The organism is Streptomyces microflavus (assembly GCF_014650075.1).
Lineage (GTDB): Bacteria > Actinomycetota > Actinomycetes > Streptomycetales > Streptomycetaceae > Streptomyces > Streptomyces microflavus.
This window is the reverse complement of record NZ_BMUG01000011.1, coordinates 158,171-174,679: the sequence shown is the minus strand read 5'-3', so window position 1 is coordinate 174,679 and position 16,509 is coordinate 158,171. Positions and strand designations below refer to the sequence as shown.

Annotated in this window: 16 protein-coding genes and 1 tRNA gene; 8 read left to right on the top strand and 9 right to left on the bottom strand. The window is 71.9% G+C overall.

Annotated features, from left to right (window positions below; genetic code table 11):
• Nucleotides 1–134 precede the first annotated feature (134 nt).
• Both IE264_RS29505 and IE264_RS29500 read left to right on the top strand, forming a co-directional pair.
• Entirely contained in the window at nucleotides 135–1,118 is a 984-nt protein-coding gene (locus tag IE264_RS29505; protein ID WP_015607539.1) for an aldo/keto reductase, read from the top strand.
• The gene (locus IE264_RS29500; protein WP_032758344.1) at nucleotides 1,115–3,460 is read left to right on the top strand and encodes a helix-hairpin-helix domain-containing protein; all 2,346 of its coding nucleotides are present in this window, start codon (nucleotides 1,115–1,117) and stop codon (nucleotides 3,458–3,460) included. The genes IE264_RS29505 and IE264_RS29500 overlap by 4 nt, the downstream gene beginning before the upstream one ends.
• A gap of 51 nt (nucleotides 3,461–3,511) precedes the next feature.
• On the opposite strand, the gene IE264_RS29495 is transcribed toward IE264_RS29500, so the two are convergent.
• Complete coding sequence (locus IE264_RS29495) at nucleotides 3,512–4,174, bottom strand: hypothetical protein (protein WP_031123751.1); 663 nt, start codon at nucleotides 4,172–4,174, stop codon at nucleotides 3,512–3,514.
• Between the two features lie 47 nt (nucleotides 4,175–4,221).
• Between IE264_RS29495 and IE264_RS29490 the strand changes: the two genes are divergently transcribed.
• The gene (locus IE264_RS29490; RefSeq protein WP_003970138.1) at nucleotides 4,222–4,410 is read left to right on the top strand and encodes a DUF5703 family protein; all 189 of its coding nucleotides are present in this window, start codon (nucleotides 4,222–4,224) and stop codon (nucleotides 4,408–4,410) included.
• Between the two features lie 88 nt (nucleotides 4,411–4,498).
• On the opposite strand, the gene IE264_RS38585 is transcribed toward IE264_RS29490, so the two are convergent.
• The 3 genes from IE264_RS38585 to IE264_RS29475 all read right to left on the bottom strand — a co-directional run bounded on the left by IE264_RS38585 (nucleotide 4,499) and on the right by IE264_RS29475 (nucleotide 7,159).
• The gene (locus tag IE264_RS38585) at nucleotides 4,499–5,287 is read right to left on the bottom strand and encodes a chaplin (protein WP_032758343.1); all 789 of its coding nucleotides are present in this window, start codon (nucleotides 5,285–5,287) and stop codon (nucleotides 4,499–4,501) included.
• A 139-nt stretch (nucleotides 5,288–5,426) separates the two neighbouring features.
• Nucleotides 5,427–5,660, bottom strand: a complete 234-nt coding sequence (gene chpH, locus IE264_RS29480) for a chaplin ChpH (RefSeq protein ID WP_015607544.1) — start codon at nucleotides 5,658–5,660, stop codon at nucleotides 5,427–5,429.
• A 164-nt stretch (nucleotides 5,661–5,824) separates the two neighbouring features.
• A complete protein-coding gene (locus tag IE264_RS29475) occupies nucleotides 5,825–7,159 on the bottom strand; it encodes a M20/M25/M40 family metallo-hydrolase (protein WP_031123753.1) in 1,335 nt (444 codons plus the stop codon).
• 182 nt (nucleotides 7,160–7,341) lie between these two features.
• Here IE264_RS29475 and IE264_RS29470 point away from each other — a divergent pair.
• Nucleotides 7,342–7,429: transfer RNA gene (locus IE264_RS29470), tRNA-Leu, on the top strand.
• Nucleotides 7,430–7,499: 70 nt separating this feature from the next.
• Nucleotides 7,500–8,438 carry an RluA family pseudouridine synthase gene (locus IE264_RS29465; RefSeq protein ID WP_032758341.1) on the top strand — a complete coding sequence of 313 codons (939 nt, stop codon included), beginning with the start codon at nucleotides 7,500–7,502 and terminating at the stop codon, nucleotides 8,436–8,438.
• A gap of 12 nt (nucleotides 8,439–8,450) precedes the next feature.
• Here the strand turns inward: IE264_RS29465 and IE264_RS29460 are convergent, their stop codons facing one another.
• The 3 genes from IE264_RS29460 to IE264_RS29450 form a co-directional block, all read right to left on the bottom strand.
• Nucleotides 8,451–9,080, bottom strand: a complete 630-nt coding sequence (locus IE264_RS29460; RefSeq protein ID WP_032758339.1) for an MBL fold metallo-hydrolase — start codon at nucleotides 9,078–9,080, stop codon at nucleotides 8,451–8,453.
• Nucleotides 9,080–10,165, bottom strand: a complete 1,086-nt coding sequence (locus IE264_RS29455; RefSeq protein ID WP_015607548.1) for an S-(hydroxymethyl)mycothiol dehydrogenase — start codon at nucleotides 10,163–10,165, stop codon at nucleotides 9,080–9,082. Before IE264_RS29455 ends, IE264_RS29460 begins: the two co-directional genes overlap by 1 nt.
• Nucleotides 10,166–10,234: 69 nt before the next feature.
• The gene (locus IE264_RS29450; protein WP_015607549.1) at nucleotides 10,235–10,936 is read right to left on the bottom strand and encodes a FadR/GntR family transcriptional regulator; all 702 of its coding nucleotides are present in this window, start codon (nucleotides 10,934–10,936) and stop codon (nucleotides 10,235–10,237) included.
• A 131-nt stretch (nucleotides 10,937–11,067) separates the two neighbouring features.
• On the opposite strand from IE264_RS29450, the gene IE264_RS29445 reads away from it, so the two are divergent.
• Both IE264_RS29445 and IE264_RS29440 read left to right on the top strand, forming a co-directional pair.
• Nucleotides 11,068–11,577 (top strand): gluconokinase, encoded by a 510-nt coding sequence (locus IE264_RS29445; RefSeq protein ID WP_031123757.1) that lies wholly within the window; start codon nucleotides 11,068–11,070, stop codon nucleotides 11,575–11,577.
• Nucleotides 11,578–11,588: 11 nt separating this feature from the next.
• The gene (locus IE264_RS29440; protein WP_015607551.1) at nucleotides 11,589–12,986 is read left to right on the top strand and encodes a GntT/GntP/DsdX family permease; all 1,398 of its coding nucleotides are present in this window, start codon (nucleotides 11,589–11,591) and stop codon (nucleotides 12,984–12,986) included.
• 77 nt (nucleotides 12,987–13,063) lie between these two features.
• Here the strand turns inward: IE264_RS29440 and IE264_RS29435 are convergent, their stop codons facing one another.
• Both IE264_RS29435 and IE264_RS29430 read right to left on the bottom strand, forming a co-directional pair.
• Nucleotides 13,064–14,644, bottom strand: coding sequence for an APC family permease (locus IE264_RS29435; protein WP_032758338.1), 1,581 nt, complete (start codon nucleotides 14,642–14,644; stop codon nucleotides 13,064–13,066).
• Between the two features lie 48 nt (nucleotides 14,645–14,692).
• Nucleotides 14,693–15,664 carry a hypothetical protein gene (locus IE264_RS29430; protein ID WP_032758337.1) on the bottom strand — a complete coding sequence of 324 codons (972 nt, stop codon included), beginning with the start codon at nucleotides 15,662–15,664 and terminating at the stop codon, nucleotides 14,693–14,695.
• A gap of 204 nt (nucleotides 15,665–15,868) precedes the next feature.
• Between IE264_RS29430 and IE264_RS29425 the strand changes: the two genes are divergently transcribed.
• Complete coding sequence (locus IE264_RS29425) at nucleotides 15,869–16,315, top strand: ASCH domain-containing protein (protein ID WP_015607554.1); 447 nt, start codon at nucleotides 15,869–15,871, stop codon at nucleotides 16,313–16,315.
• Nucleotides 16,316–16,509: the final 194 nt, after the last annotated feature.

The window sequence follows — 16,509 nt, the reverse complement described above, 5'->3', positions numbered from 1 at the left end:
GCTCCCCTTACTGATCAGTAACGTCCCTTTCTCCGGACTCTAGCGCGGGTGGCGGCGATCCGGCAGGCCCGCGCGACCTCCCGTTGTCCACAGGCCTCCACCCGGTGGGGCCATGGCCAGTAATCTCAGCGCCCATGGAGCAGAGGCATCTCGGCCGCACCGGCCTACGCGTGTCCCGGATCGGGCTCGGCACCCTGACCTGGGGCCGGGACACGGACGAGCACGACGCCGCCGAACAGCTCAAGACCTTCTGGGACGCGGGCGGCACCCTGGTGGACACCGCCGATGTGTACGGGGGCGGGGAGGCCGAGTACCTGCTCGGGCGGCTCGTCGGCAGCCTGGTGCCGCGCGAGGATCTGGTCATCGCCACGAAGGCGGGCAACGTCCCGGACCCCTACCGCCGCTTCAACGGCTCGCGCGGGCACCTGCTGGCCGCCCTGGACGCCTCCCTGGAGCGGCTCGGCACGGACTACGTGGACCTGTGGCAGATCCACGCCTTCGACCCGGAGACCCCGCTGGAGGAGACGCTCCAGGCGGTGGACCTGGCCGTCTCGTCCGGCCGGGTCCGGTATGCGGGCGTGTCGAACTTCTGCGGCTGGCAGCTGGCCAAGGCCGCCACCTGGCAGCTCACCGCGCCCGGGGTGCGCACCAGGCTGGCCAGTACGCAGATGGAGTACTCGCTGCTCCAGCGCGGCATCGAGCGGGAGGTGCTGCCCGCCGCGCTGGACCTGGGGATCGGGCTGCTGCCGTCCTCGCCGCTGGGCCGGGGCGTGCTGACGGGCAAGTACCGGCAGGGCACCCCGTCCGGCTCCCGGGGCGCGTCCGAGCGGCTCGCCCCGTTCGTCGAGCCGTATCTGGACGACGCCGCGGCCCGGATCACCGACGCGGTCGCGACGGCGGCGGACGGCCTTGCGACGAGCCCCCTCCATGTGGCACTGGCATGGGTGCGGGACCGGCCGGGGGTGGCCGCGCCGATCGTCGGCGCGCGCAACGCCGGGCAGCTCGCGGAGGCTTTGTCAGTGGAGGCGCTTAGTCTTCCCTACGAGATCTGCCAGGCGCTCGACGATGTGTCGGCGCCCGTGCACCGCTATCCCGACCAGGACTGGAGCACGCTGTGACTGCGCTTCCCGGGGAGACCCCCGGCACCGTCGGCACGGACACACCGCAGGGCGCCGAGCCCCCGGCGGCCACCGACGCCGAAGGCCCCGCGCACGCCGAAGCGCCCGACACCGAGGAGTCCGGGGGCTCGGAGGAGTCCGAGGGCGCCCGGGAGCCCGGGGAGCCCGCAGCGGACGGCTCCGAGGTGGACACCCCTGGGGCCGACGCGCCCACCGGTGACGCACCGGACGGTACGGAGGCCGGTGAAGCATCGGCCGGTGACGCATCTGCCGGTGCGGAGGGCGACGCGGCGGCCGCCGCCGTGCTGTCGGAAGCACAGGCCGAGCTGGCCGCCCAGCGCGAACTGCGCGAGCGGATCGCGAAGCGCAAGGCGGAGAAGGACGGCCCGGTGGCCGCCGGTGCGAAGCTGAGCGGCACCGCCGCCGACCTCCTCGCAGCCGTACGGGCCGTGGAGAGCGGCGAGAAGGCGGGCACGGAGTTCTTCGACTCCCCCGCCGCCGCCCCCGCACCCCGCCGCCCCGCCCCGGCCCTCACCGGACAGCCTCAGCGCCCCGTGCCCGCCACGGCCGCACCCGCCGACTTGGCAGCCTCCCCCGAGGCCATGGACGCGGTGCGGGCGGTCCTCACCGAGGGCGGGGCCCCCGAGGCCCTGGCCCGCCCGGCCACCGGGACCCTGGGCGAGCAGGCCGCCGAGCTGCTGCGCGCCGACCCCTGGCAGCTGCTGGCGGTGCCGGGCGTCCGGCCCGAGCAGGCGGACGGCTTCGCCCGGGCCCTGCTGGGAGCCGCGTGCGGCCCGGACGACGGGCGCCGCACCTCGGCGCTGGTCGGCTGGCTGCTGGAGCGCGCCGCCCTCCAGGGCCACACCGCGCTGGACGCCGAGGCCGTACGGGCGGCGCTCGCCGAGCGTTCGGTGAGCGACCCGGAGGAGGCCGTGCGCAACGCCGTGGAGGAGGGGGTCGTCCTGGTCTTCCAGGAGGGCGCCGACCCCACGGAGCTGGACGCCTCCGACGAGGACCAGGAGAGCGAGGACACCACCGGAGAGACCGCCGAGGCCCCGGAGCCGGTCCAGGTGCTGCTGGGCCTGGACCGCTACGCGCTGGCCGAGGAGAGCCTCGCCGACGGCCTGGCCCGCCTGATGAACGCCTGCGAGAAGGGGGCCGACTGGGCCGAGGCTGCAGCCGCCGCCCCGTCCCCCTCGGCCGCCGAGCTGATCCGTACGGCGGCCGCCGCCGGACTGGTCGCGCACAGCGGCGGCGAGGCGGCCCGGGCCGAGCCCGCCGCCCTGATCGCGGCGGCGCGGGGCCTGGGGCTGCGGGCCCTGGGCGCCACCCACAGCGAGGACGGCCGCCGCCGGCTGGCCGACGCGGCCGGCGCCCCGGACGCGGCCGTCACCCTGGCCGGGCTGCTCTCCGGCACCGAGGGCCCCGGCCGGGACGAGGACGGGGCGCTCGCGCTGGACCTGCTCGTGGTGCTGGACGCCCCCCAGCTGGACGTGGAGGGCGCCGCCGTCCTCGTCGAGGCGCTGGCGGACGGCGCCCGGCTGGTGCTGAGCGGTGACCCCGGCGTGCTGGGCTCGGCGGGTGCCGGGCGGGTCTTCGCCGATGTGCTGGCCGCGCGGGCGTGCCCGCAGGTCGTCTCCCGTACGCCGGACCCCGGGCCGATCGGCGAGCTGGTCTCCGGTATCGGCATCGGTGAGCTGCTCCAGGTCGAGGCCCCCGGCAAGGAGGTCGTGATCGTCCCGGTCCGCGATGCGGGCGAGGCGGTCCACCGCACGGTGCAGCTGGTCGCGGACTCGGTGCCCCGGGCCTTCTCCATCCCCGCCACCGACACCCAGGTCATCACCGTCGGCCATGGCGGGGCGGCCGGGACCCGGGTGCTCAACGAGGCCCTGAAGCAGCGGCTCAACCCCGGCCCCGGCCGGTTCGGCGGGTTCGACCCGGGCGACCGCGTGATCCATGTCCCCGCTCCCGGCCGTGCGGTGCCCGGGGTGGTGCGCTCGGCCGATGCCGAGGGACTGCACCTGGAGTGCGCGGGCGTCGCCGTCGTCGTACCGCAGGAGCGGGTGGAGTCGGCGGTGCGGCACGGCTGGGCGCTCAGTGCCCACCAGGCGGCCGGGATGCGCTGGCCCGCCGCGGTGGTGGTGCTGCCGGGCGACGCCGCGGCGGGGCTGAGCCGGCCGTGGGTCTACACCGCCTTCGGCCGGGGTGAGCTCCATCTCTCCGTGGTGCACGGGGTGGACCAGGCGCTCCCGCACGCGGTGGCGCAGGTCCCGGCACAGGAGCGGACCACCAGGCTGCGCCCGCTGCTGGAGGCGCTCCCGACGCCCGACGCGGCTTCCTGAGCCACGCATGACGGCGGACCCCGGCGCAGTGCGCCGGGGCCCGCTGTCATCTCACGCGCGGCCGGCCGCCGGTTCGTCGAGCTCCTCGTCCAGCTCCTCCTCGTCGAAGACGGCGCTGACGTCGAAGCGGCACACCACCAGCTCGGGGTCGGCGTCCTCGAACGGGGCGCCGAGCCACTCCCCCGGCTCGGGGAGCGCCTCCGCCGCCGAGACCCAGAGGGTGGAGTCGCCCTCCTCCAGGCCGAACTCCTTGTGCCGGGAGGCGATCTCGTCCGGTTCGTACTCCCCGAAGAGCACGCCGAGCGCGGAGTGGACGCTGGTGCCGACGACGGCGCCCGTGTAACCGTCCGCGCCGGGCCCCGCGTCGATGTCGGCGAGGCGCTGGGCCTGGGCCAGCAGCCGCGGGGGTTCCACGACCGCGTAGTCGCGCCGGATCAGCACGCTGAGCGCGCTGGGCTCGGCGGGGCCGGCATAGGGCGGCAGGGAGTCGTCCACGCCGGGGATCTCGAAGGGGGTGACCTCGTCGTAGCGGTCGTAGAGGAGCTCGTCGTAGACCTCGGCCGCAGCGGCCAGTGAGTTGAACGCTTCGTAGACGGCGGGGTCGTCGTCCCCGGTACGGCGTTCGACCGCGTCGAGGTGACGGTCGATCGCGGCTTTGACCGCCTCGGCGGCGGCACGTACCTCGGCAGCGGTGGGCTGCGCAGCATCAGACATAGTGCAGACGCTATCCGTACCGGGGCTCTGCCCGCACAATAGATGCGATGCCGGAATACGAATTTGTCGACGTGTACGTGCCGCGCGGGGTCTCCCGCAAGGAAGCGGCCCGACTGCTGACCGACCACGCCGAGTACGGACACTGGGAGCTGGACCGCCTGACGCTGCGCCGCGACGGCAGCCGCAGAGTGCGGCTGCGCAGACGGATCATCCGTCAGCTACGAGCCACCTGGTGACAGGGAACGACCTGGTGACAGGGGACGGGCCCCGCGGTTGCGGGGCCCGTCCGTTTTCGTCCTGCTGTGCCCGGTGTGCGCGCCCGGATCAGGCGGCGCTGCGGGAGCGGCGGTAGAGCACCGATCCCAGTCCGGCCAGCAGCAGTCCGGCGCTGGCCGGGATGAGCATCTCCATACCGCCCGCACCGGTCTGCGCGAGCTGCTCCTCCGGTTCGAGCTGGGGCCCGGGGACGTTCGGCTCGGGCGGCTGGTTGGCCGGCGGGTCGACCGGCGTCTCCGGCGTGACCGGGGGCTTCACCGGCGGCGGCGGGGGCGGCGGCGGCTCGGCGTCGTTGGAGCAGCTGTTGCCGAAGGTCGGGTTCAGCAGCCCGATCACGGAGACGCTGTTGCCGCAGACGTTCACGGGAATGTCGATCGGAGCCTGGACCGAGTTGCCGGAGAGGATGCCGGGCGAACCCTGCGCGACCCCTTCCGCACCCGCGCCGCCGGCCCGGTGACGGCCCGTTCCGGGCTGCTCGCCGTGCCGGTCCGACGCGGTGGTGCTCCCGGCCCGGGCGCCGTTACCGGCCTGTGCCCCGTCGCCGGAGACTCCGCCGATACGGTTCTGCGGTCCGGCGTCCTGGCTCGATTCCGCCGACCCGTTCTCGCAGTCGTTCCCGAAGGTCGGGTTGATGAGACCGCCGACGGTGACCGAGTTGCCGCAGACGTTGACCGGGATGTCGATCGGGACCGAGACCGAGTTGCCGGACAGCACGCCCGGCGAGCCGGTGGCCGCCGAGGCCGCCCCGGCGTCGGCGTGGGCGTAACCGCCGCTGAGCGCGAGTACACCGCCCGCCGCCGCCATGGTGATCAGGCCTTTACGAGTGACCTGTCGCATAGGTTCGTTTCCTGCCTTCTGCCTTCCGAAAAACCCCCGGACATGACCGTGCGGGAGCCGAATGCCGAACGGTCCCGGAGTGCATGGCACGCACTCCGGGACCGACCGAGCTCAAGCCCTTACGGGCTGACGTACAACGTCACGCGTTGACGCAGGTGTTGCCGAAGGCGGGGTTCAGCAGCCCGATCACGGAGACCGTGTTGCCGCACAGGTTGATCGGCACGTGGACCGGGACCTGGACGACGTTGCCGGAGAGCACACCGGGGCTGCCGATGGCCGCACCCTGGGCGCCCGCGTCGGCGGAAGCCATGCCCGCACCCGCGAGAACGAGGCCACCGGTAGCAGCCGCAACTGCGACGACCTTCTTGATCATGATTCCTCCTAGTTGGAAAGTGCGGTCCCAGCCGCGGACCGCAAACCTTGTAACGAGGAGGGTGGGGCGGAGCTACGCATGAACGGCGCGTTTCACCCTTTCGGTCACGTACGCACAGGCAGGCGAATTACGTACGGGCCCGGTCGGCAGTTCGTGCGGGCCGGTCAGCAGTGGTCGATGAACCGGTCGAGCACCCGCACGCCGAACTGCAGACCGTCGACCGGGACGCGCTCGTCGACGCCGTGGAACATCCCGGCGAAGTCCAGCTCCGGGGGCAGCTTCAGCGGGGCGAAGCCGAAGCCCCGGATCCCCAGGTCGTCGAAGGACTTGGCGTCGGTACCGGCCGAGAGCATGTACGGCACGGCCCGGGCGATCGGGTCCTCGGCGACCAGCGCGGTCTGCATGGCGTCGACCAGGGCGCCGTCGAACGTGGTCTCCAGCGCCTTGTCCGCGTGCACGTCCTCGCGCCTCACGTTGGGGCCGAGGATCCGGTCGAGGTCGGCGAGGAACTCCTCCTCGTACCCCGGCAGGTACCGGCCGTCGACATGGGCGGTGGCCTGGCCCGGGATCACGTTGACCTTGTAGCCGGCGCCGAGCTGGGTGGGGTTGGCGGTGTTCTGCAGGGAGGCCCCGATCAGCTTGGAGATGCCGCCCAGCTTGGCGAGCGTCTCGTCCATGTTCTCCGGGTCCAGCTCGGTGCCGAGCGCGTCCGAGAGCTCGTCCAGGAAGTGCCGCAGCGTCTTGGTGACGCGCACCGGGAACTTGTGCCGCCCCAGCCGCCCGACCGCCTCGGACAGCTCCGTGATGGCGTTGTCCTTGTGGATCATCGAACCGTGCCCGGCGGTGCCGTCCACGGTGAGCTTCATCCAGTGCATGCCCTTCTGGGCCGTCTCCACCAGATAGAGGCGCAGCTTCTCGTTGACGGTGAACGAGAACCCGCCGACCTCGCTGATCGCCTCGTTGACGCCCTCGAAGAGCCCCGGGTGCTTGTCGACGAGATAGCGGGCCCCGTACGTCCCGCCCGCCTCCTCGTCGGCTACGAAGGCCAGCACGATGTCGCGCGGGGGCTTGCGGCCGGTGCGCATCCGCTCGCGTACGACCGCGAGGGTCATCGCGTCCATGTCCTTCATGTCGACGGCGCCCCGGCCCCAGACGCAGCCGTCCGCGATCTCGCCGGAGAACGGGTCGTGCGTCCAGTCCGCCGCGTTGGCCGGGACGACGTCGGTGTGCCCGTGGATGAGCAGGGCGGGCCGGGAGGGGTCCTCGCCCTCGATCCGGGCGACGGTGGAAGCGCGGCCCTTGTGCGACTCGAAGATCTGCGGCTCCAGACCCACCTCGGCGAGCTTCTCCGCCACGTACTCGGCGGCGAGCCGCTCACCGGGGCCGGAGTGGTCGCCGTAGTTGCTGGTGTCGATCCGGATCAGGTCGCGACAGAGGTCCACGACCTCCCTCTCGGCGTTGCCGCCGCTGACGGTGCTGCCCGTGCTGCTCTCGCTCACGCTGCTTCCTTCCGCTGTCGCTGTGGTGCTCTCCTTCATCCTCCCGCGCCCGGGGCTCACACCCAAGGCCGTGCACCCCCCGTCACGTACCGTTCACAGCCATCGGGCGTGATCGAGCACCCTCGAATGTTTGCTATGGTTTTCCACGTCGGAACGGGCACGGCCCGCGAGACAGACACCTTGTCCGGGTGGCGGAATGGCAGACGCGCTAGCTTGAGGTGCTAGTGCCCTTTATCGGGCGTGGGGGTTCAAGTCCCCCCTCGGACACCAGCAGGAGCCCCACTTCGGTGGGGCTCTTTTGCGTCACCGGGCCATCGAGGAAAACGGAAGAGGGGCGAGGATGAGGGGTCGCAGGAAGGCGCCCGCCGCGCCTCTCCCCCAGCGGGACGGGATCGATGCCGTACGGGTGCGGCTGCCGGAGGATCCGGACGGGGCGCCGGACACGGTCGGGGAGTATCTGGTCGCGCGGTTCGGTGGGGCGATCGGGGGCGACCGGGTGGCGGCGATGCTCGACGAGGGGCGGTTCGTGGGGGCCGACGGCGGGGCTGTGCGGGGCGATGAGCCGTATACCGCCGGGCGGAGCCTCTGGTTCCACCGGGACTTCGCGGCCGAGGAGCCGGTGCCGTTCCCGGTCGGGGTCGTGTACCGGGACGCGCATCTCGTGATCGCCGACAAGCCGCACTTCCTCGCCACCACGCCCCGGGGGCGGCACATCACGGAGACCGCGGTGGCGCGGCTGCGGCGGGAGCTGGGGCTGCCCGCACTCCAGCCCGCGCACCGGCTGGACCGGCTGACCGCGGGGCTCGTGCTCTTCGTGGTGCGGCCCGAGGAGCGGGGCGCGTACCAGACGCTGTTCCGGGACCGGCTGGTGAGGAAGGAGTACGAGGCGGTGGCCCCGTACGACCCGGAGCTGGTCCTCCCCCGGACCGTACGGAGCCGGATCGTGAAGGAGCGCGGGGTGCTCGCCGCCCGGGAGGAGCCCGGTGAGGCGAACAGCGAGAGCCGGGTGGAGCTGGTGGAGCGGCGGGGCGGGCTGGGCCGCTACCGGCTGCTTCCCGCGACCGGGCGGACGCATCAGCTGCGGGTCCATATGAACGCGCTGGGGGTGCCGATCCTCCACGATCCGCTGTATCCGGTGGTGGAGGCGGAGGGAGTGGTGGAGGACTGCTCCCGGCCCTTGCAGCTGCTGGCGCGGCGGCTGGAGTTCACCGATCCGGTCAGCGGGGAGCCGCGCCGCTTCGAGAGCGGGCTGCGGCTCTCCGCCTGGCCGGAGGGGTGACGTACGTGGTCCTCAGTGGCCGCGCTTGATCCAGTCGTCGAGCTGCGGGGCTTCCGCGCCGATGGTGGTGGGGTCGCCGTGGCCCGTGCGGACCGTGGTGTCGCCGGGGAGGGTGAGCAGGCGGTCCCGGATCGAGTCGATGATCGTGGGGAACGACGAGAAGGAGCGGCCGGTGGCGCCGGGGCCGCCCTGGAAGAGCGTGTCGCCGGTGAAGACCGTGGCCAGCTCGGGGGCGTAGAGGCAGATACCGCCGGGGGCGTGGCCCGGGGTGTGGAGGACCTTGAGGGTGGTGCCCGCCACCTCCAGCTCCTGACCGTCGGTCAGTTCGGCGTCGGGGGCTCGGTCCGGGTGGGTCTGCCCCCACAGCTCCAGGTCGTCCGGGTGGAGCAGGATCGGGGCGCCGGTGGCCTCGGCGAGGGCGGGGGCGGCGTCGATGTGGTCGTTGTGCGCGTGGGTGCAGACGATGGCACGCAGCGTACGCCCGCCGAGCGCGGCCTCGATGGCGGCGGCGTCGTGGGCTGCGTCGATGACGATCGCCTCGGTGTCGTCGCCGACGATCCAGACGTTGTTGTCGACGTCCCACTCGCCGCCGTCGAGGGCGAAGGTGCCGGAGGTGACCAGGTGGTCGATGCGGGCGGTCATCAGAAGACCACCACCGAGCGGAGGACGTCGCCGTCGTGCATCCGGGCGAAGGCCTGCTCGATGTCGCCCAGGCCGATCGTCTCGGTGACGAAGGCGGCGAGGTCGAGCCGGCCCTGCTGGTGGAGGTCGACGAGCATCGGGAAGTCGCGGGAGGGCAGGCAGTCGCCGTACCAGGAGGACTTGAGCGAGCCGCCGCGGCCGAAGACGTCCAGGAGCGGCAGTTCGAGCTTCATGTCCGGGGTGGGGACGCCGACGAGGACGACCGTTCCGGCGAGGTCGCGGGCGTAGAAGGCCTGCTGGTACGTCTCCGGGCGGCCGACGGCCTCGATGACGACGTCGGCGCCGTTGCCGTCGGTGAGGGCGCGGATCGCCTCGACCGGGTCGTCGGAGCGGGAGTTGACGGTGTGGGTGGCGCCCATCTTCTTCGCCGTCTCCAGCTTGCGGTCGTCGATGTCGACCGCGATGATCTTCGCCGCGCCGGCCAGCCGGGCTCCGGCGATCGCCGCGTCACCGACACCGCCGCAGCCGATGACGGCGACCGAGTCGCCGCGGCCGACCTGGCCGGTGTTGATGGCGGCGCCGATGCCCGCCATGACTCCGCAGCCCAGCAGCCCGGCGACGGCCGGGGAGACCTCGGGGTCGACCTTGGTGCACTGCCCGGAGGCGACCAGGGTCTTCTCCGCGAAGGCGCCGATGCCGAGGGCGGGCGACAGCTCCGTACCGTCGAGCAGGGTCATCTTCTGCTTGGCGTTGTGGGTGTCGAAGCAGTACCAGGGGCGGCCGCGGAGACAGGCGCGACACTGCCCGCACACCGCACGCCAGTTGAGGATGACGAAGTCGCCGGGGGCGACGTCCGTGACGCCCTCGCCGACCGACTCCACGACACCCGCCGCCTCGTGGCCGAGGAGGAAGGGGAACTCGTCGTTGATCCCGCCCTGCTTGTAGTGCAGGTCGGTGTGGCAGACGCCGCACGCCTGGATCTTCACGACGGCCTCTCCGGGGCCGGGGTCGGGGATGACGATCGTCTCGACCCGCACCGGCTCGTTCTTCCCCGGTGCGATGACCCCTTGCACCTGCTGTGGCATACCTTGCTCTCCCTGCTCCCGCGCTTCGCGAAGATCGAACGCGGACCACCGTACGCCTTGGGATGCCTGCTACGGAGCGAGGACGTCCAGTTCGTGCAGGGCACCCACCGCGATCTCCTTGGTGATGCGCTCGGCCGCTTCCGGGTCACCCTCGCGGACCGCCTCGGCGAGGCGTACGTGGAGGGTGACGGCGGCCGGGTCGGGGTCCTCGAACATCACCTGGTGGTGGGTGCGGCCCGCGAGGACCTCGGCGACGACGTCCCCGAGCCGGGCGAACATCTCGTTGCCGGAGGCGTTGAGGACGATCCGGTGGAAGGCGATGTCGTGTTCGAGGTAGCCCTCCAGCTGCTGGCCGCGCGAGGTGGCGACCATGCCGAGGGCGCGTTCGGTGAGCTCGGCGCACTGCGCGGCGGTGGCGTGCCGGGCGGCGAGGGACGCCGCGACCGGTTCGATCGCGGAGCGCAGCACGGTGAGGGAGCGCAGCTGGCGGGGGCGGTCGGAGCCGGCCAGGCGCCAGCGGATGACCTGGGGGTCGTAGACGTTCCAGGTCTCGGTGGGGCGGACGGTCACCCCGACCCGGCGGCGGGACTCGACCAGGTGCATGGACTCCAGGACCCGGACCACTTCGCGGACGACCGTACGGGAGACGTCGAAGCGCTGGGCGAGCTCGTCGGTGCGTAGGACGCTGCCGGGCGGGCACTGGCCGGAGGAGATCTCCAGACCCAGGGTGTCCAGCACATGTGTATGCAGCCCCTGGCTCTGTGTGGTCATGGGTCAAGCCTACGGGGCGACCCTCGGGAACAAAAAGTACGACGTATGTGTCACAGACTCTTGAATAAGTCGTACCTAATAGGTTTCAGTAGCGCGACGGACCGATGTCGAAGAAGACAGCGAGGCACCCCATGAGCACCCCCCACGTCGTCGTGGTGATGGGCGTAGCAGGAACCGGCAAGACCACGATCGGTCCCCTGCTCGCCGCCGAACTCGGCGTTCCGTACGCCGAGGGCGACGACTTCCATCCGCCGGCGAACATCGAGAAGATGTCGGCCGGCACCCCCCTGGACGACGACGACCGGTGGCCCTGGCTGGATGCCATCGGTGAGTGGGCGCACGGGCGGGCGGGGCTCGGCGGGGTCGTCTCCAGCTCGGCCCTCAAGCGGTCCTACCGGGACCGGCTGCGGGCCGGGGCGCCCGACGCCCTCTTCCTGCATCTGACCGGCGACCGGGCACTGATCGAGGAGCGGATGGCGGACCGCAAGGGCCACTTCATGCCCACCGCGCTGCTCGACTCCCAGTTCGCGACGTTGCAGCCGCTCCAGGCCGACGAGGCCGGGGTGGACGTCGACGTGTCCGGCACACCTACGGAAATCACCCAGCGAGCCGTCGCCGCGCTGCGCCGGCTCGACACCTAAGGATCATCACCGTGACCAGTCTCAGCGTCGAGATGCTGGCAGCGGGCGCCGCCGAACCGATCACCTCGGCAGGCAACGCTCAGTTGGGCATCGCCGTACTGGCGGGCATCGCCGTCATCGTTCTCCTGATCACCAAGCTCAAGATGCACGCGTTCCTGGCGCTGACCATCGGGTCCCTGGCGCTCGGCTCCTTCGCGGGAGCGGCACCGGCCGACACGATCGCCAGCTTCACCGCGGGCCTCGGCTCCACCGTCGCGAGCGTGGGCGTGCTCATCGCGCTCGGCGCCATCCTGGGCAAGCTGCTCGCCGACTCGGGCGGGGCCGACCAGATCGTCGACACCATCCTGGCGAAGGCGAGCCGGGGGGCCATGCCGTGGGCGATGGTCCTCATCGCCTCGATCATCGGACTGCCGCTCTTCTTCGAGGTCGGGATCGTGCTGATGATCCCGGTGGTGCTGCTCGTCGCCAAGCGCGGCAACTTCTCCCTGATGCGGATCGGTATCCCGGCGCTGGCCGGACTCTCCGTGATGCACGGGCTCATCCCGCCGCACCCCGGCCCGCTGGTCGCGATCGACGCCCTGGACGCCAACCTCGGTGTGACGCTGGCACTCGGTGTGCTGGTCGCCATCCCGACCGTGATCATCGCCGGACCGGTCTTCGCCCGCTACGCCGCGCGCTGGGTGGACATCGAGCCGCCGGAGAAGATGATCCCGCAGCGCCCGTCCGAGGACCTGGACCGCCGCCCCAGTTTCGCCGCCACCCTGGTGACGATCCTGCTGCCGGTCGTGCTGATGCTGCTCAAGGCGCTCGTCGAGATCGTGGTGGACGACCCGGAGAACAGCGTCCAGCGGGTGACGGACGTGGTCGGCTCGCCGCTGATCGCCCTGCTCGCGGCCGTACTGCTCGGCATGTTCACCCTCGGCCGGGCCGCCGGGTTCACCAAGGGCCGGCTCGCCGGGACCGTGGAGAAGTCGCTCGCCCCGATCGCCGGGATCCTGCTGATCGTCGGCGCCGGCGGTGGCTTCAAGCAGACGCTGATCGACGCCGGGGTCGGCCAGATGATCCTGGAGTTCTCCGAGAACTGGTCGATCCCGGCCCTGCTGCTCGGCTGGCTGATCGCCGTCGCGATCCGCCTCGCCACCGGTTCGGCCACCGTCGCCACCATCTCCGCGGCCGGTCTGGTCGCCCCGCTCGCCGCCGACATGTCGACCGCCCACGCGGCCCTGCTGGTCCTGGCCGTCGGTGCCGGTTCGCTCTTCTTCAGCCATGTGAACGACGCCGGGTTCTGGCTGGTGAAGGAGTACTTCGGGATGGACGTCGGCCAGACCGTGAAGACCTGGTCGGTGATGGAGACGATCATCTCCGTGGTCGCGATGGCCTTCATCATGCTGCTGTCGCTGTTGTTGTAGCGGCCCCCGCACATGAGAAGCGCCCGCCCCGGTGGATTTCCCCGGGGCGGGCGCTTCTCCGCGTACGTACGGGCTGTTCAGCGGCGGGTGGACTCGCTCTCCGCCGCCTTCTCCAGCTGGAACGCCTCGTTGCCGAGGCCGATCCGGGCGTGCACCTCGGGCTTGACCTTGCGCAGCACCACGCCGTAGACCAGGCCGCCGACGAGGGCGAGGACGATCACGCCGGGCAGCAGCCAGTTGAGGACCGAGCCGGGGCCGGAGCCCACGAGGACGTCGAAGTCGCGGACGGTGAAGACGGCGATCGCCAGGAGCGCGATCCCGGCGAGGGCGGAGGCGACCAGGCGCGGGGCCTGGGCGCGGCCCGCGCCGCGCTTGACGAAGAAGGCGATGACGGCGAAGGAGGCGGCGGCCATCAGCAGGATGACGCCCAGCGCGCCGACGTTGCCCATCCAGGTGAACAGGCGCAGGACGGGGACGGTGGGGTCGCCGATGTGGTTGTCGTCGGTGAAGGCGAAGGCCAGCACGATCACGACGGAGATGACGGACTGGAGCAGCGAGCCGGTGCCGGGGGCGCCGCTGGCCCGGTTGGTGCGGCCGAAGCGGGCGGGCAGCAGGCCCTCGCGGCCCATCGCGAACGCGTAGCGGGCGACCACGTTGTGGAAGCTGAGGAGCGCGGCGAACATGCCGGTGACGAAGAGGATGTGCAGGACGTCGGTGAAGGTGGAGCCGAGCCGCTCCTCGGTGAGGCCGAACAGCATGCCGGGGCCCTCCTTCAGGGAGGTGTCGGCGATGAAGCCGGGTCCGGCGGCGACGGTCAGGGCCCAGGAGCTGATCGCGAGGAACAGCGCGGCATAGCCCACGGCGAGGAACATCACCCGGGAGACCACGATCTGCGGGCGGCTGGTCTCCTCGGCGTAGACCGGTGCCTGCTCGAAGCCGACGAACGCGGCGATGCAGAAGCAGAGCGCGGTGGAGAGCCCGGCGCCGGTGAGGGTCTCGGGGTTGAACGCCTGGAACGAGAGCCCCTCGGGGCCGGGATCGGAGACGGCGGCGATGTCGAAGATCACGACGAGGAGGCACTCGATGACCAGCAGGACGCCGAGCACCTTGGCGTTGAGGTCGATCTTCAGCCAGCCGAGGACGCCGACGACGACCACCGATATCAGCGCGGGTATCCACCACTCGACATCGATGCCGGCGTAGGTCGAGAGAATGCCGGAGACCTCGAAGCCGAGGATCCCGTAGATGCCGACCTGCATCGCGCTGTACGCCACCAGCGCCACGAGCGAGGCGCCCGCGCCGGCCGTCGGGCCGAGGCCCCGGGCGATGTACGCGTAGAAGGCCCCGGCGTTGTGGACGTGCCGGCTCATCTCCGCGTAGCCGACGCTGAACAGCATCAGGACGGCACCGAGGATGACGTAGAGCAGGGGCTGGCCGACGACGCCCATCACACCGAAGACCGTGGGCATCACCCCGGCGACCACCATCAGGGGGGCGCTGGCGGCGAGCACGGAGAGCAGCAGGCCGGGGGTGCCGAGGCGGTTCGCCCGCAGGGCACGTTCCTCACCCTTGTACGTGTTGATCCCGCCGGTATCGCCCGTCAGCCTGGTGGTGCCGGGCTGCCGGGTCTTGCCTGGAAATGAACTGCCCGTCGACATGGCGGGGGTGGTCCCTTCTTCGGTCTTCGGTCCTCGGTGGGGCCTTGATCACGGGGTGCCGAGTGCGTGGTCCCGGGCGGCGGTGAACGCGGCGTACGGGTCGCGGCCCGCGTACGACCAGGGGGCGGCCGTGGCGTGCGGGCCGATGCGGTGGAAGAGGGCGGCGGCCTCGGCGGTCCGGCCCTCGCAGACCTTGGCGTGGGCCAGGAAGTTGAGGTCGACGCGGTGGCGGGGGTGGTCCTCGCGCTCCCACTCCAGCCACCAGTCGAAGGCGGCCTTCATCACCTGCCGGGCCCGCCGCCCCGACCAGTGCCCGGACGCCACGGGGTCGTCCGGCTCACTGCCCGCCGCCACGAGTACGCGGTAGCGCTCGGCGTGGGCGATGACGGGGAGCACGGCGAGCGGGGAGTCGGCGGGGGCCTGTTCGGCGGCCCAGGCGGCGAAGTCGTACACCTCGTGGAGCGGGTCCTGGCCGCTGTCGGGGTGGCTCTCGGCCAGTTGCGCGGTCATCACGTGGTGGGCGTGGTGGTGCTCGGGGTGGCGGGAGCGGACCTCCTCGAAGAGCCTGCCGGTCTCGTCACCGCCGTCCTCGCGGCCCCGGTCCAGAAGGAGCAGGGCGAGCCAGGGGGTGGGGTCCTCGGGGGTGATCCGGGCGGCGGCGAGACAGGCCTGGCGGGCCCGGGCGGCTTCGTCGGCCTTGGCCTTGGGGCGCAGGGCCCGTACGACACAGGCGCAGCCGAGGAGGGTGGTGGCGTCCGCGCTCTCGGGTTCGGCGAGCAGCCAGTCGCCGGCCCAGTCGACGGCGGACGGGATCTCGGCAAGGCCCAGGAGGCGGTGTCCCCTGCGGTCCCAGTCGTTCCCGGTGGTCACCAGCAGGGCGCGGGCGTCGCTCCAGCGGCCCTGGGTGAACTGGTTCCGGGCGTCGATGAGTTCGTGGTCGTCCAGGGCCGGGTCGAAGGCGTGGTCCGAGCGACCGCCCCGGCGGCGGGAGCGGCCCAGGGGCGGCGGAGGCGGGGACATGCCGCAGACTTCTTTCGACGCGGTGTGCGAGCAGATGATCGCGCACAGCAAAGCGGTAGGGAATGCTCCGAGTCAAGAGGTGGTCTCTACCAACTCCTCTCGCATTCCGGATAGTTGGCTGGAAGTCGTCGGGCCGGGAGTGGTGTTTTCCCAGCGTGCGGGCGGGGTGGGCGGGTGCGGAGTGACGCCTGACACACTGAGGGCATGGAACCTCGCGAACCTCTCGGCCCCTTCCTCCTCGCCTTTCCCGGGCCCTTGCGCGACCGGCTGGTGGCGGCGGTCCTGTCCGGTGAAAAGGTCTCCACCTCCGGGCTGTTGGCCGAGTACGAGCTGGAGGGCGAGGAGCTTCCGCCCGTGGGCGAACGGTCCGCACTGATCGACTCGGAGGGGCGGGAGGTGGCGGTGCTGGAGATGACCGAGGTACGGGTGCTGCCGCTCGGGGAGGTGGATCTGCAGCATGCGCTCGACGAGGGCGAGGGGTATCGGTCGGTGGCCGAATGGCGTGCGGGGCACGAGGCGTTCTGGCACGGGGAGGAGATGCGGGAGGCGATGGGGGATCCGTCGTTCACGGTGGATGACGGGACGATGATTGTGGCTGAGCGGTTTCGGGTGGTGCGGGTGTTGGGGGCGGGTGGGGGCTCCTCCGGGTGAGGGGCCCCTCGGGGTGCGCGGCGGGCCTTCGGCCGGGTGGACGCCGGGGCGCTGCCCCGGGCCCCGCTCCTCAATCGCCGGAGGGGCCTATTTTGTGACCCGGTCCGCATGCTCGGGAGGGGCTCTCTTTGTGCCCGGTCCGCATGCTCGGGAGGGGCTCTTTTTGTGCCCGGTCCGCTGTATTCCGGAGGGGC